The 23688-nt window shown below is 54.5% G+C and carries 17 protein-coding genes and 6 pseudogenes; 22 read left to right on the top strand and 1 reads right to left on the bottom strand.

The window, feature by feature from the left end; genetic code table 11:
* Positions 1 to 144 precede the first annotated feature (144 nt).
* Entirely contained in the window at positions 145 to 1176 is a 1032-nt protein-coding gene (gene rsmC / locus HA48_RS19050; protein WP_128602714.1) for a 16S rRNA (guanine(1207)-N(2))-methyltransferase RsmC, read from the bottom strand.
* A 106-nt stretch (positions 1177 to 1282) separates the two neighbouring features.
* Between rsmC and HA48_RS19055 the strand changes: the two genes are divergently transcribed.
* The 22 genes and pseudogenes from HA48_RS19055 to HA48_RS19160 form a co-directional block, all read left to right on the top strand.
* The gene (locus tag HA48_RS19055; protein ID WP_128602715.1) at positions 1283 to 1693 is read left to right on the top strand and encodes a DNA polymerase III subunit psi; all 411 of its coding nucleotides are present in this window, start codon (positions 1283 to 1285) and stop codon (positions 1691 to 1693) included.
* Entirely contained in the window at positions 1665 to 2105 is a 441-nt protein-coding gene (gene rimI, locus HA48_RS19060; RefSeq protein ID WP_128602716.1) for a ribosomal protein S18-alanine N-acetyltransferase, read from the top strand. Before HA48_RS19055 ends, rimI begins: the two co-directional genes overlap by 29 nt.
* A gap of 19 nt (positions 2106 to 2124) precedes the next feature.
* Positions 2125 to 2805, top strand: coding sequence for a pyrimidine 5'-nucleotidase (yjjG, locus tag HA48_RS19065; RefSeq protein ID WP_128602717.1), 681 nt, complete (start codon positions 2125 to 2127; stop codon positions 2803 to 2805).
* Positions 2806 to 3672: 867 nt separating this feature from the next.
* Entirely contained in the window at positions 3673 to 4260 is a 588-nt protein-coding gene (locus HA48_RS19070) for an SH3 domain-containing protein (RefSeq protein WP_128602718.1), read from the top strand.
* 25 nt (positions 4261 to 4285) lie between these two features.
* The gene (gene tssJ / locus HA48_RS19075) at positions 4286 to 4783 is read left to right on the top strand and encodes a type VI secretion system lipoprotein TssJ (RefSeq protein WP_128602730.1); all 498 of its coding nucleotides are present in this window, start codon (positions 4286 to 4288) and stop codon (positions 4781 to 4783) included.
* Between the two features lie 9 nt (positions 4784 to 4792).
* Positions 4793 to 6132 (top strand): annotated as a pseudogene (gene tssK, locus HA48_RS19080) (type VI secretion system baseplate subunit TssK).
* Between the two features lie 19 nt (positions 6133 to 6151).
* Positions 6152 to 7392: pseudogene (locus tag HA48_RS19085) on the top strand (DotU family type VI secretion system protein).
* Between the two features lie 3 nt (positions 7393 to 7395).
* The gene (tssM, locus tag HA48_RS19090) at positions 7396 to 11025 is read left to right on the top strand and encodes a type VI secretion system membrane subunit TssM (protein WP_128602719.1); all 3630 of its coding nucleotides are present in this window, start codon (positions 7396 to 7398) and stop codon (positions 11023 to 11025) included.
* A gap of 14 nt (positions 11026 to 11039) precedes the next feature.
* Complete coding sequence (tagF, locus tag HA48_RS19095; RefSeq protein ID WP_128602720.1) at positions 11040 to 11756, top strand: type VI secretion system-associated protein TagF; 717 nt, start codon at positions 11040 to 11042, stop codon at positions 11754 to 11756.
* Between the two features lie 17 nt (positions 11757 to 11773).
* Positions 11774 to 12787 (top strand): type VI secretion system protein TssA, encoded by a 1014-nt coding sequence (tssA, locus tag HA48_RS19100; RefSeq protein WP_167377162.1) that lies wholly within the window; start codon positions 11774 to 11776, stop codon positions 12785 to 12787.
* 79 nt (positions 12788 to 12866) lie between these two features.
* Positions 12867 to 13394: a type VI secretion system contractile sheath small subunit gene (gene tssB, locus HA48_RS19105; protein ID WP_128602722.1), complete on the top strand. Its 528-nt coding sequence runs from the start codon at positions 12867 to 12869 to the stop codon at positions 13392 to 13394.
* Positions 13394 to 14892, top strand: a pseudogene (gene tssC, locus HA48_RS19110) (type VI secretion system contractile sheath large subunit). The gene tssB and the pseudogene tssC overlap by 1 nt, the downstream one beginning before the upstream one ends.
* 317 nt (positions 14893 to 15209) lie before the next feature.
* The gene (locus HA48_RS19115; RefSeq protein WP_128602723.1) at positions 15210 to 15692 is read left to right on the top strand and encodes an Hcp family type VI secretion system effector; all 483 of its coding nucleotides are present in this window, start codon (positions 15210 to 15212) and stop codon (positions 15690 to 15692) included.
* Positions 15693 to 15819: 127 nt separating this feature from the next.
* On the top strand, positions 15820 to 16191 hold the full coding sequence (locus HA48_RS19120) for a hypothetical protein (protein WP_244182905.1): 372 nt from the start codon (positions 15820 to 15822) through the stop codon (positions 16189 to 16191).
* Positions 16192 to 16327: 136 nt separating this feature from the next.
* Positions 16328 to 16894, top strand: a complete 567-nt coding sequence (locus tag HA48_RS19125) for a hypothetical protein (RefSeq protein WP_128602725.1) — start codon at positions 16328 to 16330, stop codon at positions 16892 to 16894.
* Positions 16895 to 16936: 42 nt separating this feature from the next.
* Positions 16937 to 17929 (top strand): hypothetical protein, encoded by a 993-nt coding sequence (locus HA48_RS19130; RefSeq protein ID WP_128602726.1) that lies wholly within the window; start codon positions 16937 to 16939, stop codon positions 17927 to 17929.
* Positions 17930 to 18405: 476 nt separating this feature from the next.
* Positions 18406 to 18813, top strand: coding sequence for a hypothetical protein (locus HA48_RS19135; protein WP_128602727.1), 408 nt, complete (start codon positions 18406 to 18408; stop codon positions 18811 to 18813).
* Positions 18814 to 18915: 102 nt separating this feature from the next.
* On the top strand, positions 18916 to 19566 hold the full coding sequence (locus HA48_RS19140; protein WP_128602728.1) for a hypothetical protein: 651 nt from the start codon (positions 18916 to 18918) through the stop codon (positions 19564 to 19566).
* Positions 19567 to 19735: 169 nt separating this feature from the next.
* A pseudogene (gene tagH / locus HA48_RS19145) lies at positions 19736 to 21555 on the top strand (type VI secretion system-associated FHA domain protein TagH).
* Positions 21552 to 22342 (top strand): annotated as a pseudogene (locus HA48_RS19150) (PP2C family protein-serine/threonine phosphatase). Before tagH ends, HA48_RS19150 begins: the two co-directional pseudogenes overlap by 4 nt.
* A 10-nt stretch (positions 22343 to 22352) precedes the next feature.
* A complete protein-coding gene (locus tag HA48_RS19155) occupies positions 22353 to 23321 on the top strand; it encodes a hypothetical protein (RefSeq protein WP_128602729.1) in 969 nt (322 codons plus the stop codon).
* A 14-nt stretch (positions 23322 to 23335) separates the two neighbouring features.
* Positions 23336 to 23688: pseudogene (locus HA48_RS19160) on the top strand (type VI secretion system accessory protein TagJ); the annotation flags it as partial.

The raw sequence follows: 23688 nt of genomic DNA on the forward strand, positions 1-23688 counted from the left end.
ATACCGGCAATACATTACAGTATTGCTAACCACGGAGGCGCATTCTAGAGATTTTACCCACGGCGTCAACAGATATTTCGCGACGGTGAAACGACTGCTGCAAAAAGCAACGTTTTTACCGCCGCGCTTGCGGTACCGGGGCGATTAACGCGCTTTTGCGCCACGCCCATAGACCGCACGGTACACTTTGAAGCGACCGGTCTGCGCCAGCACTTCATGATTACCGAAGGTCTCGTCCAGCACCTGCGGATATGGCAGGAAGGCATTCGCCACGATACGCAGCTCGCCGCCGCTGTTGAGGTGCTTTACCGCACCGCGAATCAGCGTGTTTGCTGCATCCAGGCTGGTTTGCAGGCCATCATGGAACGGTGGGTTAGAGATGATCATATCAAACCGGCCGGTCACGTCAGAGAACACGTTGCTGGCAAAGACCTCGCCCTCCAGACCGTTCGCAGCCAGCGTCGCTTTACTCGCTTCCACCGCGGCAGCGTGGACATCGCACAGCCACAGACGCACTTTCGGCGAATGCTGGGCCAGCGCGGTGGCCAACACGCCGCTGCCGCAGCCCAGATCCAGCACTTTCCCTTTGGTGTGCGGCGTCAAAGTTGAGAGCAGCAGATCGCTACCGATATCCAGACCGTCGCGGCTGAATACGCCCGGCAGCGTGTGGATGGTCAGGTCATCGAGCTGATAGGTGTTGCCAAACTGGCTGGCATCAAAGGCCGGTTGCTGATCAAGACGGCCGTGGTACAGACCGCAGCGACGTGCGCTGTCGATCTTCTCCAGCGTCGCCCAGGCTTCCAGCATGCCCTCTGCGCTGCGCACGCCGCTGCGGTTTTCACCGACGACAAAAATATCGCAGCCAACGGGCAGCAGCGACAGCAGGTTTTGCAGCTGGAACTGGGCTTCCGGCTTGTTCTTGGGCCAGAAGTAGACCAGCGTATCGCAGCCTGCGACGTCAGCCGCACCCGCCACCAGGCTGTACACCGCCTGTTCACCCAGGCGACGGCTCAGGTTCTGCCAGTGATGGTACTGCTGGGTATGCACGCGGCTTGACGCGGTTTCCAGCTGGGCGGGCAGGTCATCCTGCAGATCGCCAGCAAACAGTACATGGCGGGCGGTAAATTCATCACTGTGGCGCAGAATCACTTCGCTGGCCGGGGTAAAAGCAGACATGGAACGCTCCTGTTAAATCAGAGCGGGGATTATAGTGCTTTGTTGGCGCATGTTCGATGGGTTTGCTAGCATAGCGTCGCATTCTGGCAGCATAACGGGTAATAGCATGAGCACAAGGCGCGACTGGCTTCTACAGCAAATGGGGATTACGCAGTACCAGCTGCGGCGTCCGCGGGTGCTGCAAGGCGAAATCGCCGTCACGCTTACGCCGGATACGCGGCTGGTGGTGGTGGCAGAGCATGCGCCGGCACTGCAGGAGCCGCTGGTACGCGATGTACTGCGTACTCTGAACATTCAGCCATCACAGGTTATGACGCTGACGCCGGAGCAGCTGCCGATGCTGCCTGAACAGGTTGACTGCGCCGGCTGGCTGCTGGGTATCGAGAGTGACCACCCTTTCAACGGCGTGACCTTTAACACCGCCGTTTTCAATGAACTGATCAGCAGCGGCGCAGCAAAACGCGCGCTGTGGCAACAGATGTGTAACCATGACAACCATCTCTTTAGTCACCCCTGAAGACCAGCCGCAGCTGCTGGCGATTGAGCGCCGCGCGCATGCTTTCCCCTGGAGCGAGCACACCTTTACCAGTAACCAGGGAGAGCGCTTTATCAATCTGCGGTTGCAGGCTGACGGCAAGCTGGCCGGATTTGCCATCACTCAGGTGGTGCTGGATGAAGCCTCGCTTTTCAATATCGCTATCGATCCTGACTTTCAGCGTCGCGGTTATGCGCGCCAGTTACTGCAGTATCTGATTGCCGAGCTGGAGAAACGTGATGTGCTGACGCTCTGGCTTGAGGTTCGCGCCTCCAATCATGCGGCGATTGCACTCTACGAGCAGCTGGAGTTCCACCAGGTCAGCGTGCGACCAAATTATTATCCCACCGCCAGCGGACGCGAAGATGCCATTATCATGGCGCTAACGCTGTAGAGTCTGAACGAGGAGCACTATGTTAAACGACTGGGACTGCATCCTGTTTGATGCGGATGACACACTTTTTCATTTCGACGCCTTTGCAGGCTTGCAGCGCATGTTTGCCAGCTACGACGTGCACTTTACCGACCGGGACTACGCTGACTATCAGTCGGTGAACAAACCGCTGTGGGTCGATTACCAGAACGGCACCATTTCAGCATTACAGCTGCAAACGCGTCGTTTTACGCTGTGGGGCGAAAAACTCAGCGTCGCGCCAGAGGTGCTGAACAGCGATTTCCTCAATGCGATGGCGGAAATCTGTGTACCGCTCGACGGCGCGGCAAGCCTGCTGGAAACGCTAAAGGGCAGGGTCAAAATCGGTATCATCACGAATGGCTTTACGGCGCTTCAGCAGGTGCGGCTGGAGCGGACCGGTTTCCGGGACTATTTCGATGCCGTGGTAATTTCAGAACAGGTTGGCGTGCCGAAACCGGACGTGGCCATTTTCGACCATACGCTGCAACTGCTGGGCAATCCGGCGCGCAGCCGCGTATTAATGGTTGGGGATACGCCAGAATCTGACATTCTGGGCGGCCTGAATGCCGGGCTTAAAACCTGCTGGATCGACCACGGTACACGCCCGATGCCGTCACACATTACGCCGACGTGGCAGGTGAAAAATCTCGCAGAGTTACAATCCATTCTCACCGCTTAACAATTCTTACTCCTGCATTTTTAGCGTTTAAGGCCAGTTTCAGGTTATGAATCTGGTCTTTTTTGCTGCCTTTTTTCAAATTATCGCTATATCACTTCAAATCGTCTGCTACCGCTTCGCTCAGTTATGATCATGTCAGAATAGGTCCACTCTTTTTCATGATGTTTTTTAATGAGCAATAGGGCGAAAAAGCATCATTCATTTACATTCCTTCATACTTTTAATGCTTTCTTAAGATAAAACCCGGTCTGATGCGCAAAAGTGACACAAATTTGTATTAAAAATATTTGTTAAGCTTTACTGATTTAATTTCCTCTGCTAGCGGCGCGTTGAAATTTCGTCAGTCTTATGTAAACTTCCGTCAGGCATTAACAAATGGATTGTGATTTTGCGCTTACGGGCAGGTTTTACCTGGCTCGTGCGGTAGCTATGATGTTTCCGGTCTTTTATATGTTGTTGATATATCTATATAAATAGCAAAAATGTTAGAGGTTGCTCTAATCTTTTGCTGTTATCTCTTAATCGATATCGATTAGTCAGTCTCACTGAACGTGATAGTTTTTAAACCAGGGATGGCATAAGTAAAGCTTGTTTATTTACAAAAACAGGTGCTTCGCTTAGCAAAAATCGATCATGTTTCTGATCTCTGCTGTAATGATCAGATACCTTCCGTCATTTCTCCCTGTCACTTATGTTGCATTTGTAATACTTAATTTAGACTGATCAATTGTCCGGCGTCTGCGCACAGCAGTAGCCATACGGTATTGCTGTTTAATTTTTTCAACTGGTACTGAATCGCAGCCAGTTAAAACTGCGTACGCGATTCGCTTTGCTCTTAACCGGCCACTGGCCACTTTTTAGGCATTAATGGAACTAAACATGAAGAAAATGGTGAACCTCCGCGTGGCGTTAAGCCTGATGTTTGTTTTTGCTGTGGTCGGTTGTAAAGCGCCGCCAAAGATGACGGATGATACCCTTGTCAGCAGTACCGTTGACGGCGTAACCCTGAGCCACCGCTATGCGGTTAAACCTCCGGCGCAGTTCAGCCCGGTCAACGAATCCTACCGTGCGCTTTATCCTGCCTCGATCATGACCCGCCCTGACTTTGGCGGCAAAGTGGTTACAACCCTGAAGAGCGGTGAAACCTATACCGTTATTGGTCAGGTTGAAAACAACTGGCTGGCGCTGGGCGAACAGGCGCAGCCGGCTGCTGAACCGCAGAGCGATGCCGCGACCACCGCAGAGAAACCGGGTGCCGCGCAATCTGCTGTGCAGCTGACAGGGTATGTCCCGTTCCGTGCCGTAGTGAAAAGCGATCTGTACGACCAGACGATCAAAGCCGACCAGCCTAAGCGCCGCGCGCGCGCCAGCAGCAAAAAGAAGACCTGTGTGGCAGTCGATGGTGACAGCAAAGCCTGCCAGAACGGCAGCAGCGGCACCTGGATCATCAACTAACACGTTGTGCAGGGAGGGCTGAATGATGATGACAATGATGCAACTGCGCCGCTGGATGTTACCGCTACTGGCGCTACTGCTAAGCGCATGCAGCGGCAGCAGTCCGACAGCCGTGGCACGTTACAACCTGCACTTCCAGGCGCACCCGCAGATCAACGGCGGCGCGCCACTGAAAGTGCGGGTGATGTTACTGACCTCGGATGCGGAGTTCATGTCCGCCGATTTCTACTCCCTGCAGAATCAGCCTGCAAGCGCGCTGGGCAGCACGCTGCTTAACAACCAGCAGTTCTTCCTGATGTCAGGTCAGCTGAGCAAAACGCTCAGCGCGAAAAGCCTGCCGGAGGCGCGCTTTATTGGTGTGATGGCGGAATATCAGGCGCTGGATGGCAAAGTCTGGCGCCTCGCGCTGCCGTTCCCGGACGGTGAAAACAGCGCGTTCTGGCAGTTCTGGAAAAGTAATGATGGTGAGTTGAACGCCCGCATTATGGCGGATATCAACGGCCTTCGCGTGGTAAAGCAGTAAAGGATGCCTATGAACAGAGCCGAAAAGGTCGTCTGGACCGAGGGGATGTTTCTGCGTCCTCATCATTTCCAGCAGTCAGAAAATTATCTTCACAGCACCCTGCGCGAGTGGGGGCAGTCGCAGCGCGCCTGGACCTGGGGCTTCTTCGATCTGGAGTTTGACGAAGCGCTGCTGCGGCAGGGCAAGCTGGCACTGAGCGCCGCCAGCGGCTGCCTGCCAGACGGCACCTTCTTCTCCTTCAGTCAGCCGCAGCACGGGCCGGCGCCGCTGGCGCTGCCTGCCAACGTTGATCGTTGCAAAGTGGTGCTGGCGATCCCGGCACGCCGGAATGGTCGTGAAGCCGTGGCGTTTCAGGATGCTCAGGATTCGCTGGCGCGTTATCTCGCCTGGGAAGCGGAGGTGGAAGACGATAACGCTCAGGCAGTTGGCACGGCGACCGTGCAGTTCGGCAAGCTGCGTTTGCGTCTGATGCTTGAGCAGGATCTTACCGCTGAATGGACAGCCATGGGCGTGGCGCAGGTGATTGAGAAACGCAGCGACAATCACGTGCGCCTCGATAACGACTACATTCCGCCCATGTTAACCCTGCACGGCAGCCGCCCGCTGCAAAGCATGCTTAACGATCTGCACGGTCTGATGCAGCAGCGCAGCCAGCAGCTGAGCCAGCGCGCGCCGGGCACGGGGCGCTTTAACAGCGCGGATATGGTCGATTTTATGCTGCTGGCCCTGCTGAACCGCCAGCTTGGCCTGCATGCCCATCTGCAGCATCTGCCGCTGCTGCATCCGGAAACGCTCTATAGCCACTGGCTGCAGCTGGCTGCCGAGCTGTGCACCTGGATGCCGCGCGCGCGCCTGATCTCTTACCGCTCTACGATCACGACGATCTGCACGGCTGCTTTACCCGGCTGACGCTGCTGCTGCGGCAGGGCTTATCACAGGTGATGGAGGAGAGCGCCATCCAGCTGCCGCTGACCCAGCGCTCGCATGGGCTCAATGTTGCTACCGTGCCGGAAAGCAGCATGGTGCGGGAGTTCGGCTTTGTGCTGGCAGTGAAAGCCAGCGTGCCGGCGGAGGCACTGAAAACACACTTCCCGGCGCAGATGAAGGTCGCGCCCGTCACCAAAATCCGCGATCTGGTGCAGCTGCAGCTGCCCGGCCTGGCGCTGAAAGCGATGCCAGGCGCACCGCCACAAATCCCCTGGCATGCCGGGTACAGCTATTTCGAACTGGATAAGAACAGCGAGCTGTGGAAAGAGATGGAGCGCTCCGGAGCCTTTGCGCTGCATCTGGCCGGTGAGTTTCCGGGCCTGAACATGGAGTTCTGGGCCATTCGTAGTCAGTCAGAATAATCAAAACTGAGCACGCCGCATGATGCAGGAACAACAGAAACCGAACAGTGACGTTACACAGCAGGATGTCGCCCATCAGAATGTGCTGGTCGCGGCGGCGAATCCGCTGATCAATGCGATCCCGCAGATTCGCCACTCCGTCTCCCATGACGATCCGGCGCGGCTGCGCCAGCAGTTGATCGATCAGATCCGCCGCTTTGAACTCAGCTGTCAGCAGGCCGGGCTGAGTTACGAAGTGATTGTGGGCGCGCGCTACTGCCTGTGCACCGCGCTGGATGAAGCCGCCGCGCTGACGCCATGGGGCAGCCGTGGCGTCTGGACCAGCAACGGCCTACTGGTGACGTTTCACAACGAAACCTGGGGCGGCGAGAAGTTTTTCCAGCTGCTGGCAAAGCTGTCACAGAACCCGCGCCAGCACATCCTGCTACTGGAGCTGATCTACTTCTGCCTGCTGCTGGGCTTTGAGGGGCGCTATCGGGTGCTGGACAATGGCCGTTCGCAGCTGGAGACCATCAAACAGCGCCTGTTGCAGATGATCAGAAGCGTGCGCGGCAGCTATGCCGCCGCGTTGTCACCGCATCCAACCGATCAACCGGTGCTGCGTAAACTGTGGCGACCGATGATCCCGCTGTGGGCCTGCGCCGCGGTAGCCGGTCTGGCGGCCTGCCTGTTCTACATCGTGCTGAACTGGCGTCTCGGCGACTACACGTCGCCCGTACTGGCCAGCATCTACCAAACGGCGCTGCCGGAGGTGCAGATTCGCAACCCGGCGCCACCGCCGCCCGCCACGCTCAATCTGAAAGCCTTCCTGAAGCCGGAAATTGATGCCGGACTAGTCGCGGTTCGTGATGAAGCCGACCAGAGCGTGGTCACGCTAAAAGGTGACGGACTGTTTGCTTCAGCGTCAACCGAAGTGCGCGGCCGGTACGATGCGGTGATTCAGCGTATTGCTGCGGCGATGAACAACGTCAGCGGCAAGATTCTGGTCATCGGCTACAGCGATAACGTGCCGATCCGCAGCGCCCGTTTTGCCTCCAACTATGAGCTCTCCCTGGCGCGTGCGCAGTCGGTGCAAACCGTACTGCAACAGCAGCTGGCGCAGCTTCGCGCGTGAAAGCCGAAGGGCGCGGCGAAAGCCACCCGCTGGTGCCGAACACCAGTGCAGAGAATCGCGCCCGCAACCGCCGCGTTGAAATCACGCTGCTGGTGGCGCCGGACGCGACGCAAGCGGAACTTAACGGCCTGGCGAGAGGGAACTAATCCATGCTGAATATGCTTTTTGCCGTACTGACCAGCCGCCTCGCGTGGGGGTTCGTCGGTATCACCGCGCTCTCCTTTATCATCTGGGTCATCGGCCCGGTGTTCTCTATTGTCGATTCACGCCCGCTTGAGCCGGAGCAGAATCGCATCATCAGTATTGCGCTGCTGTACCTGGTGTGGGGGTTAAGCCAGGCGATTCCGCGTCTGTATAACTTCTGGCTCAATCGCAAACTGATGTCGAGCCTTGAAACCGGCAAAAGTGATGCGCCAGAGCAGGATCGTAAACGCCTGACCAACGAAGAGCAGGTGCTGGCGGGCCGCTTCTCTGAAGCTACTGAGATGCTGAAAAAAGCGCACTTCCAGCGCAACAGCAGCAAGGGCGCGCCTTTCTGGGCGCAGCGCTTCAGCCACCAATATCTCTATCAGCTGCCGTGGTACATGATCATCGGCGCACCCGGTGCCGGTAAAACCACTGCGCTGGTAAACTCCGGCCTGCAGTTCCCGCTGGCAGACAAATTTGGTAAAGCAGCGCTACGCGGGATTGGCGGTACGCGTAATTGCGACTGGTGGTTTACCAACGAAGCCGTGCTGCTGGATACCGCCGGACGTTACACCACCCAGGAGAGCCAGCAGGATCGCGATGCCAGCGAGTGGCACCACTTCCTCGACCTGCTGCGTAAATATCGCGGTCGCCAGCCGATTAACGGCGTCATTGTTACGCTGAGCGTCTCTGATCTGCTGACGCAATCGCCCGAAGCGCTGCGTAATCAGGCCATCGCACTGCGCCAGCGCCTGATGGAGCTGCATGATCGTCTCGGCATCCGCTTTCCGGTGTATGTACTGGTAACCAAAGCGGATCTGCTTAAAGGGTTTCGCAGCTACTTTGGTTCGCTGGATAAAGCGCAGCGCGAGCAGATATGGGGCTTCACATTCCCCTGGGCGCAGGCCTCCACCGCCGATTTTGAGCTGAACAGCCAGTTCCAGCAGGAGTATTCGCTGCTGCAACAGCGTCTGGATGCCGGCCTGGCCGATACGCTGCTGGCTGAGAGCGATGCGCAGTCGCGTGCGGAAAGTTATCTCTTCCCGCAGGAGTTTGCGGCGCTGCGTCCGCTGCTGGCAGAGGCGCTCGACACGCTGTTTGCCCGTTCTGATTTCGAAACCCAGTTTGCACCGCGCGGAATCTATTTTGCCAGCGGCACGCAGGAGGGGCTGCCGTTTGACCGCGTCATGGGCGAGCTGAGCCGTGCACTGCATCTGCCCGGCCAGCGTGCCGGCGAATCCGGCAGCTGGGATCAGGTTGATAAAGAGGCGCCGATTCCGCCCAACAAAGGGCAGAGCTTCTTTCTGAAGGGCGTACTGGAAAACGTGATCTTCCAGGAGTCCGGGCTGGCGGGCAGCAATCGCTGGTGGGAGCTGCGTAACCGCGCGGGTCTGTGGTCAGGCTATCTCGCACTGCTGGTGCTGGTGCTGATTGCCGGGGCGCTGTGGCTCACCAGCTACAGCAAAAACAGAGCCTACCTGCAGGAGATGGCGGGTAAAACGCCACAGGTTGAGCAGCTCGGGCAACAACTGCAGCGTGAAGGCAGTGGCGATCTGTTTGCGCTGGTGCCGTATCTCAACACGCTGTTACAACTGCCAAAAAGCGCGGATTTCACCCTGGAAGATCCGCCGCTGACGCGCCGCATGGGGCTCTATCGTGGCAAGGAGGTCAGCGACGCCACGCGAACGCTGTACGATAAAGCGCTGAAGCAGCTGCTGTTGCCGCAGGTGGCGCAAAACATCACCCGCTGGCTGCGCAACGATAACGGCAGCGATGCCGACTACAGCTATGAGGCGCTGAAAGCCTATCAAATGCTGTATCAGCCAAAGCACTACGACGGCAAGTTCCTGCATGCCTGGCTCATGCTCAACATCTCACGCGAGCTGCCGCAGAACGTGACGCAGCAGGAAGTGAAGCAGCTGGCCTGGCATCTGCAACAGCTGCTGGAGACGCAAATTCAGTCATCACCCTATGCGAAGGATGATGCGCTGGTAAAGCGCGAGCAGGCGCTGATTAATCAAATGCCGTTGTCACAGCGCGTCTATGGACGCCTGAAGCGCCTGCTGCAACGTGATGGCAGCCTGCAGCCGGTAACGCTGTCAGCGCTTGGGGGGCCACAGAGCGAACTGGTCTTCTCGCGCAAAAGTGGTAAATCGGTTAATGAGGGCGTGGCGGGTCTGTTTACGCCAGACGGCTACTGGCAGCATGTCGATCAGCAAATTGCGCCGGTCACCAGGGCGCTGTATCAGGATGATCTCTGGGTGTTGGGCGGCGTGGCACCGCAGGATAACCGCCAGCAAACCGATCTGGCGGTGCGTCAGCTCTATGTGCAGGACTACATCCGTCAGTGGGAGCAGTTCCTGAGCGATATCCAGCTCAACGGCAGCGCCGATCTGTCACAGCGTATCAACACGGCGCGCCTGCTCTCGGGCAACCACTCACCGCTGCGTCAGATGGTGATTAACCTGAGTAAACTGCTGACGCTGACGCGCGCCCAGCCGGATGACAACACCACGCAGGAGAACGCGCCGGCTGCCAATAGCGCGACGCGCACGCTGGAAGCGCTGTTCACCTCGTCAAACGCGAACGCCGCCACGGGGCAGGGCGCGGTTCAGCAAGCGCCGGAGCAGGCGGTAGCCGTGCACTTTGCCCCAATCATCGAACTGGCGCAGCCGCTGCAGCAGGGCAGCAAAGTACTGGCGGTGGATGACTTCCTGCACCAGATTGACGATCTCTACCGCTATCTCACGGCGGTGCAGGATGCCGCGAACAGTGGCATGCCGCCGCCATCCAGTGATGCCATCAGCCGCCTGCAGGCCAGCGCCGGTCGTCTGCCGGGTTCGCTGCAAAACATGGTCTCCAGTATGGCGGTCGGTGCCAGCAGCGATGCGCAGCGCCGGGATATGGATAACGTGCGCAAGCGCATCACCATGGAGGTGGGCAGCTTCTGCCGTCAGGCGATAGCCGGGCGCTACCCGCTGGTACGCAGCGCCCGCAGCGAAGTCACCCCGGACGATCTGGCGCGTATGTTCGCCCCGGGCAGCGGACTGATGGACAGCTTCTTCCGCGATAACCTTGCCAGCAAAGTCGATACCACCCATGCCGCCTGGCGCTTTACGCCGGGCATTGATGGCAAAACATTACCGGGTGGCGAAGCGCTGCTGCGTCCGTTCCAGCAGGCGCAGTCCATTCGGGATGCGTTCTTTGCCAATGGCGCGACAACGCCGTCGTTCCGCGTCACGCTGCGCACGGTGAAAATGGATAACGACATCCTCAACCTGACGCTGGACGTCGACGGTCAGCAGCTGCGTTACAGCCACGGGCCTCAGGCGGTGCAGATGGTGAGCTGGCCGGGCCCGGGCGGCACCAGCCAGGTGCGTATGCAGCTTGGCCTGACTAATGGCACCACTTCAACGCTGGTGACCAGCGGCCCGTGGGCGCTCAACCGCTTCTTTGATCGGGCACGCCTGACGGCCGCGGGTGGCTTAACGCGCGAAGCCAGTTTTAACGTTGATGGTCATCAGGTCACGCTGTCGTTTACCCCTGGCAGCATCCGCAATCCGTTCCAGCTTCCCGGCTTTAGTTGCCCCTGAAACAGGACCCGACAATGACTCATTACGCAGCACCCGGCTGGTACGGCAAATTGCCCAGCTCGGGTGACTTTGTGAAGCGCCGCTTCCCCGATGTGCTTTATCGGCAATGGTCCAACTGGTTTCAGATCGGACTGCATCACTGGCAAGCCAGTAGTGAGGGTGAAAACGCCCCGTCGCGCGCTTTTCTCAAGGCGCCGGTGTGGAACTTCGTTGTGCCGCCAATGCTGGGCAGCCAGCTGATTCAGATGGGCTGTCTGATTGCCGCGCGCGATAGCGTAGGCCGCAACTATCCGCTGTGCGCGCTGCGCCATTTCACTCCGGCTGAGTGGTCGCCTGCTCTACTGGCGCGCTCCGGCGAGTGGTATCAGCAGGTGGGGAATACGCTGCTGCGCGTGGTGCAGGGCGGCGGGACACCAGAGCAGCTCGATCAGGCTTTGCTCACTATTCCACAGCCGCAGCAGTCGCAGGATACGGGCGAGCAGTCAGACATCCTGGCCGTTATCGGCAACGGTGAGAGCGCCTCTACGCTCAACTGGAAATTGCCTGGCGAAAGTTTTGATCCGCAGTTCTATACCAGCTTCTGGTGGACCAATCAGAGCGACGGTTTCCCGCTTTATACCCAGGTCCACAGCGGCAACTTTACCGCGCAGCTGTTTTCGCTGTTGTTTGACCCGGCCGGCGGCGCGAAACCCGGACGAAACGGGCTCTATCCACCGATGTTTGAATCCTGAGGCCAGTGACAATGACGATGAATATAGATGCCTTGCTGGCACCGGTCAGCAGTGACAATCCCTGTGGCGAAAATCTGGAGTATCACGCGGATTTCCAGGCCATGGAGCAGGCGAGTACCGGTAAAGCAGAACAGCAGTTTGGCGACACCATCATTCCGGCTGAGCCGGCTGACTGGAACAGAGTTGAGAAGCTGGCGATTGATTTACTCAGCCGCAGCAAGGACCTGCGCGTGATGTTAGCGCTTACTCACGCCTGGACCGAGCTGAGAGGTCTGCCCGGCTATGCGCAGGGGCTGAAGCTGATTGAGCAATCTCTGTTGCTCTACTGGGAGCCGCTGTGGCCGCGACTGGAGGAGTTTGGCGAGGCCGACCCCTTCTACCGCATCAACGCGGTGGCGCTGCTGGGGGATACATCAGCCCTGAGCAGTGCCGTACGGCAGTCATGGCTACTGCGTTACGCCTCAGACGGCATCACGCTGCGTGATGCTGCAGCGTTATGTGACGGCAGCAAAACAGAGGTGGCTGAATATCCCGGTGGGTTGCCGCGCCTGACGGATGAGCTGGCTCGCGGAGAGCAACCTGCAATTGAAGCGGTATTGCAAATAAGTGAGCGCTTGCAAACTATCAGTGAAACTCTTGCAGAGCGGCTGGATGAATCCGCCGTACCTGAGCTAACGCAACTGCGTAAACAGATCGCCCTGATCGCGGAACGTTGTCAGGCGACCGATTTGAGCGCACTTCATATCCCCGTGGCCCCTGAAGCTGCGGCTGAAGCAACCACCGCCGCTGCGCCTGCTGCCGTTCGCGCCACGGCGGACTGGCGCAGCGCATCCCTCACTTCACGCGCTGATGCGCAGCTCATGCTGGAGAAAGTGAAGCACTACTTCACCCTGCATGAGCCGAGCCATCCGGCACCGCTGATGATTGACCGTGTACAGCGGATGATTGATCTCGATTTTATGGACATCATCCGCGATCTGGCGCCAGACGGCGTGCATCAGCTGGAAAATATCTTTGGACGCCGCGACTAAGCGAGCGTAACTCCTCAACGCAGCGAGACCTGCGCGCCTCCTGCGAGACTTTACCCGCGCATCATTAATGGAGAAAACCATGGCACCAACGAAATCCAGTGGGCAGAAGTTCATTGCCCGCAATCGCGCGCCTCGCGTACAGATTGAATATGACGTGGAGATTTATGGCGCGGAACGCAAAATTCAGCTGCCGTTCGTGATGGGCGTAATGGCCGATCTGGTGGGCAAACCGCTGGAGCCCCAGGCCAGCATCGATGATCGCAAATTCCTTGAGATTGACATCGATAACTTCGATGAGCGCATGAAATCACTGAAGCCGCGCGCGGCTTTCCAGGTGGATAACACGCTGAACGGCGACGGTAAACTCAACGTCGAACTGACGTTTGAGAGCATGGAGGATTTCTCACCTGATGCGATTGCACGCAAGGTTGAACCACTGAGCAAACTGCTGGAAGCGCGTACCCAGCTCTCTAACCTGTTGACCTATATGGATGGCAAAAACGGTGCGGAAGAGTTGATTGGCAAGATTCTGCAGGACCCAACGCTGCTGCAATCGCTGACGCATCTGCCGAACCATGACGGCGCTGAAGGTAAGGAGGAGCAATAATGTCGCAGACCTCACAACAGCAGCAGGCTCAGGGCGCAGCCAGCTTTAGCCAGGATGAACTCAGCGCGCTGCTGAATAAAGAGTTTCGTCCAACCAGCGATCAGGCGCGTGAAGCGGTGGAGAGCGCGGTAAAAACCCTGGCGCAGCAGGCGCTGGAGAACACCGTTACCCTATCCAGTGACACTTACCGCACTATTCAGGCGCTGATTGCCGAGATCGATGAAAAGCTGTCGCAGCAGATCAATCAGATCATTCATCACGAGGAGTTTCAGAAGCTGGAGAGCGCGTGGCGCGGCCTGAACTACCTGGTAAATAACACTGAAACCGACGAAATGCTCAAAATCCGCTTTATGAGCATCTCTAAGCAGGAGCTGGGTCGCAACCTGAAGCGCTTCAAAGGCGCTGGCTGGGATCAGAGCCCGCTGTTTAAGAAAATCTATGAGCAGGAGTACGGTCAGTTTGGTGGCGAACCCTTTGGCTGCCTGGTAGGGGATTACTACTTCGACCACAGCCCGCAGGATGTTGAGCTGCTGGGTGAGATGGCGCGCATCGGTGCGGCAGCGCACTGCCCGTTCATTACCGGCACAGCGCCAACCGTGATGCAGATGGAGTCCTGGCAAGAGCTGGCGAATCCACGCGATCTGACCAAAATTTTCCAGAATACCGAGTATGCGGCCTGGCGCAGCTGCGTGAGTCGGAGGATGCACGTTACCTTGGTCTGGTGATGCCGCGCTTCCTGGCGCGCCTGCCGTACGGCATCCGCACCAATCCGGTGGATAGCTTCGATTTTGAAGAGGAGACCGACGGCTCCAACCACAACGGTTATACCTGGAGCAACGCGGCTTACGCGATGGCAGCTAACATCAACCGCTCCTTCAAAGAGTACGGCTGGTGTACAGCGATTCGCGGCGTGGAGTCCGGTGGTGCGGTTGAGAACCTGCCATGCCACACCTTCCCGAGCGATGATGGCGGCGTAGACATGAAGTGCCCGACAGAGATCGCCATCAGCGATCGTCGCGAAGCTGAGCTGGCAAAAAATGGCTTTATGCCCTTAGTGCACCGTAAAAACTCAGACTTCGCCGCCTTTATCGGCGCGCAGTCACTGCAAAAGCCTGCTGAGTACCATGATGCGGATGCGACCGCCAACGCCCGTCTGGCCGCACGTCTTCCCTATCTGTTTGCCTGCTGCCGCTTTGCGCACTACCTGAAGTGCATTGTGCGTGACAAAATCGGCTCCTTCCGCGAGCGCGATGATATGGAGCGCTGGTTGAATGACTGGGTGATGAGCTATGTCGATGGTGATCCGGCTAACTCCTCGCAGGAGACCAAATCGCGTAAACCTCTGGCGGCGGCGGAAGTCACCGTGGAAGAGCAGGAAGATAATCCGGGCTACTACGCGGCGAAATTCTTCCTGCGCCCGCACTACCAGCTGGAGGGCCTGACAGTTTCACTGCGCCTGGTCTCTAAATTGCCCTCGCTGAAATCGAATGATAACTAATTAACTGTACCGGGCTGCCATAACCGGCAGCCTGAAGAGTTAAAGAGAGATGTTCAGATTATTTAATTAAAAAGCTCTGTATTTGCGAGCGGCTTCCACGTTTCAAAATTTAAACCAGTGAGTTAATGGATTCACTATTTTTTATTGCACCAGCAAGTGGGACAATAAAAAACACTCTCTGAATAAACCATGTAGCGATATTCAGAAAAACGAGGCAGAGGTAAAATATGGACTGTTTTATTCAGCCCCATGCTTTCCTGTTTGCCATAACGATGCTTTATCAAAGCAGAACGTAAATCAAGCAAGAGAAGATAATTATGGCTATTGATATGTTTTTAAAAGTTGATGGTGTCACCGGTGAGTCTAAAGACTCTAACCACACCGGCTGGACCGATATCACCTCTTTCAACTGGGGTGCTAATCAGCCAGGCAATATGTCCGTGGGCGGCGGCGGCGGTGCGGGTAAAGTTAACTTTGCAGATCTGAGTGTTAATGCACTAATTGATAAATCAACCACTGCTATCCTGAAAGCCTGCGCCAGCGGTAAGCACATCAGTAAAGTCGAGCTTTCTGTTTGCAAAGCGGGTGGAACGCAGATTGAATACGCACGGATTACGCTGGAAGATGTGCTGGTATCAAAAGTTGATTATACCGGTGCTGCAAATGGCGATACTCTGAGCGTGACCTATGCATTCCAGGCTGCCAAAGTGAAACAGCAGTACTGGGAGCAAAGTTCATCTGGTGGTAAAGGTGCTGAAAGCAGCGCTGGCTGGAACATCAAAGAAAATAAAGAAGCTTAATCGCATTAATAAGCGGTCCTGCCGGGCCGCTTTGCTATGACGTAATAAGATCATGAGCGCTATTACTTTAAAAATCCTTTCATTTAATCTAAAGAAATAAAAGTGATAGCTTATTAAAGGTGGCATTATGAAAAAAGTTATCATGCTATTGGCCGTTGTGTGTACTGTGAACTCACTGGCAGTAAGAGCAGAGTCGATAGCGACTTTTAGCGGTAAAAAATTTAGTGCCACAATAGAAGAGCAGTGCGCTGAAGCAAATCTGAGTTGCGACAAGGTCTGGCTGACCTCAACCAGCCTGAAAACGCACCAATCAATAAAACTTAAGGGCGAGACAATCAATGTAAATTGTCCTGATGTATGTGATTTTCGCGGTTATCGCTTTACTAACGGAGATTACGAGTATGCTTTCTATCCGGGAGGAAAGGACATCAGTAGCTGGGATTACATCATCACAAAAAATGATCGGGTTATTGCTCAGGATCACGGGGTAATGAAATAGCTGTTATGCCGACTACATTATAACGTTGGCTAAAATAAATAATATTTACTGATTATGTATTTCATAATAGTGCTAATTGATTACAATAGATAAATGTAGTATTTATATTTTAAAATTAATTAAGGCGTTTGATTGCATGAAAGCGAAATTATATTGTTGTTTATTTACCTTTTTAGTCACCTGGAAAGTTGCTTCTGCAATGACGACGCTTTCTCCTGGCGATAAACAAGAATATAAGTCAGCAATAATTGCTCAGGCGCAGCAGAATGGGCTTGAACGTGTCGAAGTGAACCCGGAGCAAACTTTTTCTGTTACACGTGACAGTAAACCTATCGGAATGCTTATACAGGGAAAAGGTTGGGCGAAAGAGGTTCACCCGGTCTGTTTTATCGGCTGGAGTAAAGATGGTAAGCATGTTGATCAATTTTTCCTGACTATTGGTCAAGATGAATGGGAAGCGACAGGATGCCATAAGATATCTTCCGTGGGCGTTATTTCCGGAAAGAGTGCACAACAAGTCAAAATTGCGGTTATTTATGAGGTAGAAGCCCCCGACCATTACGCATCCAATTATTACATTCTGGGCATAAAAGACACCAATGATGATATTTACTATGATCAGGTAACAACAAACAAATTTCAAAATAGCTATCTCAAGACAATTGCTGAGCTACGTAAAGCATATAACAATAATTTTAATTGAGATGAATCCATACTAAGTATTTAGCTGCAAAAGGAAATTGTGATGACAGGTAAAACTTCCATTGAACCAGGATTCTGTGTAGTGCAACGTCCTGGAAGCCTCACTGAGCAAGCTATGTGGCTTTATGGCACACGCAATATGCCGGCGGCAAATTACTTTTTGCAATTAAATGCTGATGTCGTATGGGCTAAACCGGGTCAGATATTGATCGTTGCCGATCCTGATGGAAACAATCATCCTTCAGCAATGAGTGCGCTGACTGCAGCGAAAGCGACAACGAACAATAGTCTGGCGCATTTATCTGTTGATGAGGCTGACTTCTTCAATCGACATTATGCTTCAATCGCTGCCATTACTAATTACATGGATAAAGCTTCAGGATTAATCGGTGATGCCGGAGAGAAATATTTTTCAGAAATTGCTAATAAATTAACTGCTATTGAAACTGCTTATCGTAACCAGTACCTGACGGCAGGCACGCTCTTTGGCGAGCAATTTTTTATAGAGCGGCGCCGCTTGTTTGCTGAACTGGAGCAACTTTTAAATCGTGTATCTCGATTGCTATTGAATTTACGGCCCTATGAAAAAATTAAGCATGCACTAAATCTTTCTAGCTCATCAATCATTCATGACTGGCAAACGGCTGGCGTTGGGGCAATCCGTGGCTACTCAACATACGTAGATAGCGCGGCAAAAGCAGCAAGGTTCATGAAAATGGGAGGGTGGGTTTCGATTGGATTCGGGGCTATTAATACCACAAATGATGTCTATCAGGCATGTACTGTAGACCGGAAAGATGAATGTGTTAAAGTTGCGGTAACCGAATATGCAAAATTTGCAGCTAGCACAACCGCAAGCATATATGGTGGTACGTTTGGGGCCGCTTCGGGGCAGTTTGTATGTCTGGCATTAGGCATAGGTACAGGTCCTGTAGGATATCTGACCTGTACATTAGTTGGTGCTGCTGTTGGTGGATATGTTGCCGGAGAGTTTAGTAGCAAGTTTACAGAATTGGCGATGGATAAAATATTATGAATCTTCCAGATCTTTTAATCTTTATATCAGCATCTGCTTTTCTTTTATCGATCGTGTTACAGATAGCTGGATATATAGTATTCAGGAAGAATTCAGATAAATTCGAAAGTATCCTCTCTGAGTTTCGCCAGCGGAGCCTTCAGCTTGACATTACAACAAATGTTTCATCTTATCTGAGCCCCTCTTTTCATCCTCTAAAGATATCTTATTTTGCCTATCTCTATAAGGGTATGCCGCTATATCATAAAAAGAACGAGAGGGTTAACAATGAAACCTATGATTTCATTCAATCGCTGCCAAAAGAAAAAATAAACTGGTTGCTTCGCCTTCATAATTTGAATCTGATTACTGCATTTCTGATGATAGGTGGCGGTATAGGCTTTATGATTTGGAGGCACTGCTTTAATTGAATTACCAGCAGATGCTCATTTGATGAAGATTTAAATCCTGAGCTGAAGTAATTATATGGAAATATCATGGATGTAGTTGATTTCTTTCTTTATCTTTCGCTTTCACTAATTTTTATTGCATTCATATTACAAATCTTCTCTTACTTTTTATTTAAGAATAATGTGCATAAATATGATGAGCTAATTAGTGAGTTTAGAAGCCGTAACCTTGACTTAGATATTATGACTAATATTTATTCTTTTTTTGGTTCTTTGTTTAACGCTAATAAAATCGTTTATTTTGTTGATCTCTATAATGGACGTAAAATGAAATTAGCGAAAGGAAAACAAATAAGCAAACAAACCTACCATTTTATTCTGTCTCAGCCACAAGGAAAAATATCATGGATGCTAAAGCTTCATGTTTTAAATGTTATAAGCTTTTGCTTTTTATTTTTTGGCGTTGCCATCGGTTTAACTTTCTGCTTTGTATAAGAAATTTTATTTTCCATTTTTATCGATAAAGAGCGCATTATGCTGCTTAAAGAGTTGCCCTGTTAATTAGCTTTGCCTTTATCTGACACAATGGTGATAGCAATGAAATGGATTTTCAATTTTTTGATTGTGTGTTTAACCGTGAGCCATTTTGCTATAGCTGGCGATGCCGTGAAAAATGGTACGCTGCAAGCGTACTGGTTGCCTGTCTGGCATGACAATCTCAACGAGCCAAAGCTCTTATTGCGTTTTGCGTCAGATGAAAAAAATAGCGCGACCAAAATCATTAATCTTAACGAAATAAAATCACCGCAAGATTTTATCAGTAAACATTTCTCTCACATCCCTGAAGGCTTTTTTAGATATAAAGAGGGATATATCGAGCAATATGGCAGCTTGAGATTTAGTCAACTGCATTCCATCACTGAGTGCGACAGCAATATTTATCAGGCAACGCTGCTTAGCTTTACAGCACAGCATATAACAAAGCCTTTTATTAATACGGGTTGTGATAACCACCCATGGTTAATCACCATGCAATTAAAGGATGATATTCATCAGGCTAAAATACATAGCCAACCAGTAACGGGTAGTAAAACAGTTTCTGTTGTTTCTGCACAAACACCATTGGTGAAAATCAAAACCATCAATCAGCACTGGTTTTATGTCACAAATTACGATGAAAACCAGCCAGCATTAACCGGAAAATTATCGGGTTATATTCAGGCAGATCTTCTCGAACCCATAAACTGATATCGCAACGCACACACTCCGTAGCGGCGCAATTCATTGCGCCATTCATGCCGCTGTAACCCTAACAGAATATAGCACGCAGCATCCTTCACTCTGCTCTCTATACCCCGCACCTTTCCCGCAGAGGTGCGGGGTATAGATGCCGAACAGCTAACCGCAGGAATCCGTTATGCGCTTTACGATAATAACGACTAAACCCGGCCACCAGCCGCCGCAAACCCGTTGTGACTTTCTTCCACCCGGCGGCACCATTGGTCGCGGAATTGATAATAACCTAGTTTTACCCGATGACGACCGCACCATTTCCCGCCTGCAGGCGATTGTGCACATCACGGCGAACGGCGAATGTCGCCTGACCAACCGTGGTAACGTCACGCGCGTACTGCTCAATGACATCCCGCTGGAGCGTGGCCGCCAGGTTGAATTACAGGATGGCGACGTACTGGGCATCGACGATTATCAGTTGCAGGTCAACGATCTCCATGGGGCACAACAACCGCAGGCCGCGCCCGCTGCACCACAGCCCGTGGCGAAGAGCGCGGTGATTGTCGACGAGCCGCCCGCAGAGAAGGAGAGCAATACCGCCGCGATCCCGAGTGAAATCTGGGACAGTCTGGCGAAAGAGTTTTCGATCTCCGACGATCTGTCGAAGCGTAAACCCGCAGCTATCGATCTGCCGGAGGCCATCCACTCACCGCGCCTGCCAGCATCGATCGCAACCCGGAAGATCCGCTGGCCCAGTTGATTAATGACACGCCTCTGGATATTGGTCAGCAGCCCAAACATACCAGCCTGTTCGATGAAGGCGATGCGCTGTTTGCGCAGGAGAGCATCTTCGACGATCGCACGCCGAGCACGCTCTCATCGCAGCAGAACGCCGCTGCGCAGCCGCAGACTGAAATTGCAGATACCGAACTGGATCCCCTCAGTCTGTTTGGCAGCCAAAGCAGTGCGGATGCGCGCAACCATGACGATCCGCTTGGCCTGATGATGGGCGGTGCCGTCCCGCTGGCGCAGCCTGAAGTGACCCTTACCCGGGCAGAGACACCTGCCGAACACGAGGAGATTCCGCAGCCGGAAAGTCCCCCGGTCGGGCTGGCGGATCTCAGCAGCTCGCCGCTGTTCGACCATACGGAAACGCAGCCTGCCAGCGAACCGCTGCTGAACATCGCGTCTGAAGCAGCCCCTGAGCAGCCTGAAGCGGTAAACCCGCAGATGGACTACGGCGGTATTACGCTGCCCACCCCGCAGGCGGTGCAGCGCACGCCATCGCCCACGCCAAAAGGGCGTTTGCGTATCGATCCGGTTGCCTCCAGCCAGAACAACACCTCTGTTGCCAGTGGCAGCACCAGCCAGAGCAGTGGCGATCAGCTCAAAGGTGAACTGCTGGATGCGCTGCTGGAGGGCATGGGCCTGCGCGATTTGCAGCCCACGCCGCAGTTTGACCGCGAACAGATGCTGCAGTTTGGTCAGATGCTGAGCATGTTCTCACAGGGTACGGTGGCGCTGCTCTCCTCGCGATCCATTCTCAAGCGCGGTGTGAAAGCAGACATGACGGTGATCCTCGACGACGCCAACAACCCATTCAAACTGCTGCCGTCCGGTAAAACCGTACTGATGCAGATGTTCGGCAGCCGCATGCCGGGCTTTATGCCGCCGCGTCAGGCGGTGCGTGATGCGCTGATCGATCTGCAAGCGCACCAGCTGGGCATGATCGCCGGCATCCGCGCCATCATTGCTTCAATGCTGCAATCCTTTAATCCGGATCAGCTGGAGGAGGAGGCGCGCCAGGCGGGATCGGTCTCCCGGCTGGGGCTGCCGGGCAGCCGTAAAGCCGCACTCTGGGAACACTTCGTTGAGCGCTATGGCGAAACCGCCGGTGAGATCGAAGACGATTTCCACACGCTGTTCGGTGAAGCATTCCTGCATGCCTATGACCTGGAAGTTAATCAGTACAAAGACTCACAAACCCACACGGATGACGCATGAATATCACTATTGCTTCCACGTCGAATCAGGCGACCGCGCCAGCAATCAGGATCAAACCGGTGACGTCATCGGTGAACGCTCAGCGTGCTTTGTGGTATGCGATGGCGTGGCAGGCTTTCCCGGCGGTGACGTTGCGGCAGAGATCGCACGCAGCAGCCTGATGGCAGCCTTTGACGGCAACGCGCACCTGAATGCGCAGTCGATCCGCGATTACGTTAACCACGCCAACGACTCCATTCGCCAGCAGCAGAGAGCCAGCAGTGAGCACAGCCGCATGGGCACCACGCTGGTAAGCCTGTTTATCGACCGTGACTATGAGCTGGCTTACTGGGCACACGCCGGTGATAGCCGGCTATACCTGTTTCGCCGCGGTTATCTCTATCACGTCACGACCGATCACAGCCTGGTGCAGCAGATGAAAGACGCCGGACACCAGACCGAGGGCATCAACAGCAATATTCTCTATTTTGCGCTCGGCATGGGGGATGAGCAGCGCGATGCCAGCTACAGCGATGTGGTGGAGATTGAAGATGGCGATGCGTTTTTGCTGTGCACCGACGGCTTCTGGCATGGCGTTACGCTGGAGCAGATGCAGCAGTCACTGCATATGGTGAACACGCCGGAAGAGTGGCTGACGCTAATGCAACAAATCATTAAAAACGGTCAGCCGGAAAACGGCCAGCAGGACAACTTCAGCGCGCTGGCGGTCTGGGTTGGATCACCGCAGGACACCACCTTACTGCACTCGCTGTCCGAAGCGGCGCAGTTTTTCCCTCTTCGAGATTGAGAACGCCAACATGAAACATGGATTACTGGGTCTGGCTGCGCTGCTGCTCAGCACACACGCCTTTGCTGAGAACTACCGCATCGTGCAGTCCCCGGCACAGAAACTGGATGTCTGGATTGACGATGTAAAAGATAACCAGCTGGCGAGCTGGTGTAAGCGTACCGTGGATTTACGCATCGTCACGCATGGCGAGAAAAACGTCACCGCACTGGAGGATTTCCTGCCGCGCGTTGCGGGTCTGATGGCCTCACAGTGTAAATCGCTGCAGCAGCTCAGCTGGGTGCTGAATGATGATGACGGCAGTCAGATCGCCACAGGCAGCGCCGCGAAAGCGCAGCAGTGGGAGACGGTGGTTACGCCTGCACCGGCTGAAACCTCGCCTGCTGCTGCCGAACCGGCTGCGCCAGTGCTGAACTCACCGCAGGCTGATACCTCACCGTGGCTGCAGTTCAGCCTGCTTGATGGGTGCCACTTCCGCACCTGGTGGCAGCATCCGGCGCAGACCAGCGCGCTGTTCGTGCCGTCAAAACAGGGTTTGCGTTGCGGCGACGATGGCTGGCTGAGCGGCAGCAGCAGCCTGACGCAGATGGGTAACGGCGCGGCAAAAACCGTGGCAGTAACCTTCCTGCAGGGCTTCCCGATTGCCGGCCTGGCCAGCAAACCGCACACCGCCGAACTCACCATCGCCACCGTCAACAGCGAGCGCATGGTGCTGAGCAACGAAAAGTCACCGGAAAGCTGGCTGGTGCTGCCGTTCAGCAGTCAGTTCAACGGCTGGCAGGCGCCGAATCAGGTTGTTGTGCAGATGGCCGCCCATGATGCGGCGGACGAAAGTGCCCTGCGTGCACGTATGCAGGAGGTGCGCAAAGTGTGGTCACCGTGGCTGAGCGGTAACGCGCCGCTCAAAGTGCTGCTGGTTGAACAGCTGCATCCGGAGCTGAAAGATCCCGCCGCTGCGGTTTACCGCACCGTTAACTAACGCAAGGAGCGAGCATGGAATCCTTACAACAGCGTCTGGCGAAAGCGTCTCTGGCCGACAACCTGACGGAGATCACGCGCCAGATTCAGGCTAACCCGACCAGTGCCGATCTGCGCGCTGCATTTGTGCAGCTGCTGTGCCTGGCCGGCAACTGGGCACGGGCGCAAACCCAGCTGCAGTCATGGCTGGCTTTAGCGCCGCAGGCGCAGCCAACCGTCACGCTGCTGCAACAGGCAATTGCCGGTGAGCAGCAGCGTGCCGCCGTGCTGAACGGCGAGGCGCAACCGCAGCTGCCGGGCAGCGCATGGCACTGGTGTGAAACCCTGCTGGCGGCGCTGCGGGCCGATACGCGCCGGCGTAATCACGC

The sequence above is a fragment of the Pantoea wallisii genome (assembly GCF_002095485.1).
Classification (GTDB): domain Bacteria; phylum Pseudomonadota; class Gammaproteobacteria; order Enterobacterales; family Enterobacteriaceae; genus Pantoea; species Pantoea wallisii.

Coding starts and splice junctions, on each gene's coding strand:
- rsmC (WP_128602714.1), bottom strand. CDS start 1,176: ATGTCTGCTTTTACCCCGGCCAGCGAAGTGATTCTGCGCCACAGTGAT.
- HA48_RS19055 (WP_128602715.1), top strand. CDS start 1,283: ATGAGCACAAGGCGCGACTGGCTTCTACAGCAAATGGGGATTACGCAG.
- rimI (WP_128602716.1), top strand. CDS start 1,665: ATGACAACCATCTCTTTAGTCACCCCTGAAGACCAGCCGCAGCTGCTG.
- yjjG (WP_128602717.1), top strand. CDS start 2,125: ATGTTAAACGACTGGGACTGCATCCTGTTTGATGCGGATGACACACTT.
- HA48_RS19070 (WP_128602718.1), top strand. CDS start 3,673: ATGGAACTAAACATGAAGAAAATGGTGAACCTCCGCGTGGCGTTAAGC.
- tssJ (WP_128602730.1), top strand. CDS start 4,286: ATGATGACAATGATGCAACTGCGCCGCTGGATGTTACCGCTACTGGCG.
- tssM (WP_128602719.1), top strand. CDS start 7,396: ATGCTGAATATGCTTTTTGCCGTACTGACCAGCCGCCTCGCGTGGGGG.
- tagF (WP_128602720.1), top strand. CDS start 11,040: ATGACTCATTACGCAGCACCCGGCTGGTACGGCAAATTGCCCAGCTCG.
- tssA (WP_167377162.1), top strand. CDS start 11,774: ATGAATATAGATGCCTTGCTGGCACCGGTCAGCAGTGACAATCCCTGT.
- tssB (WP_128602722.1), top strand. CDS start 12,867: ATGGCACCAACGAAATCCAGTGGGCAGAAGTTCATTGCCCGCAATCGC.
- HA48_RS19115 (WP_128602723.1), top strand. CDS start 15,210: ATGGCTATTGATATGTTTTTAAAAGTTGATGGTGTCACCGGTGAGTCT.
- HA48_RS19120 (WP_244182905.1), top strand. CDS start 15,820: ATGAAAAAAGTTATCATGCTATTGGCCGTTGTGTGTACTGTGAACTCA.
- HA48_RS19125 (WP_128602725.1), top strand. CDS start 16,328: ATGAAAGCGAAATTATATTGTTGTTTATTTACCTTTTTAGTCACCTGG.
- HA48_RS19130 (WP_128602726.1), top strand. CDS start 16,937: ATGACAGGTAAAACTTCCATTGAACCAGGATTCTGTGTAGTGCAACGT.
- HA48_RS19135 (WP_128602727.1), top strand. CDS start 18,406: ATGGATGTAGTTGATTTCTTTCTTTATCTTTCGCTTTCACTAATTTTT.
- HA48_RS19140 (WP_128602728.1), top strand. CDS start 18,916: ATGAAATGGATTTTCAATTTTTTGATTGTGTGTTTAACCGTGAGCCAT.
- HA48_RS19155 (WP_128602729.1), top strand. CDS start 22,353: ATGAAACATGGATTACTGGGTCTGGCTGCGCTGCTGCTCAGCACACAC.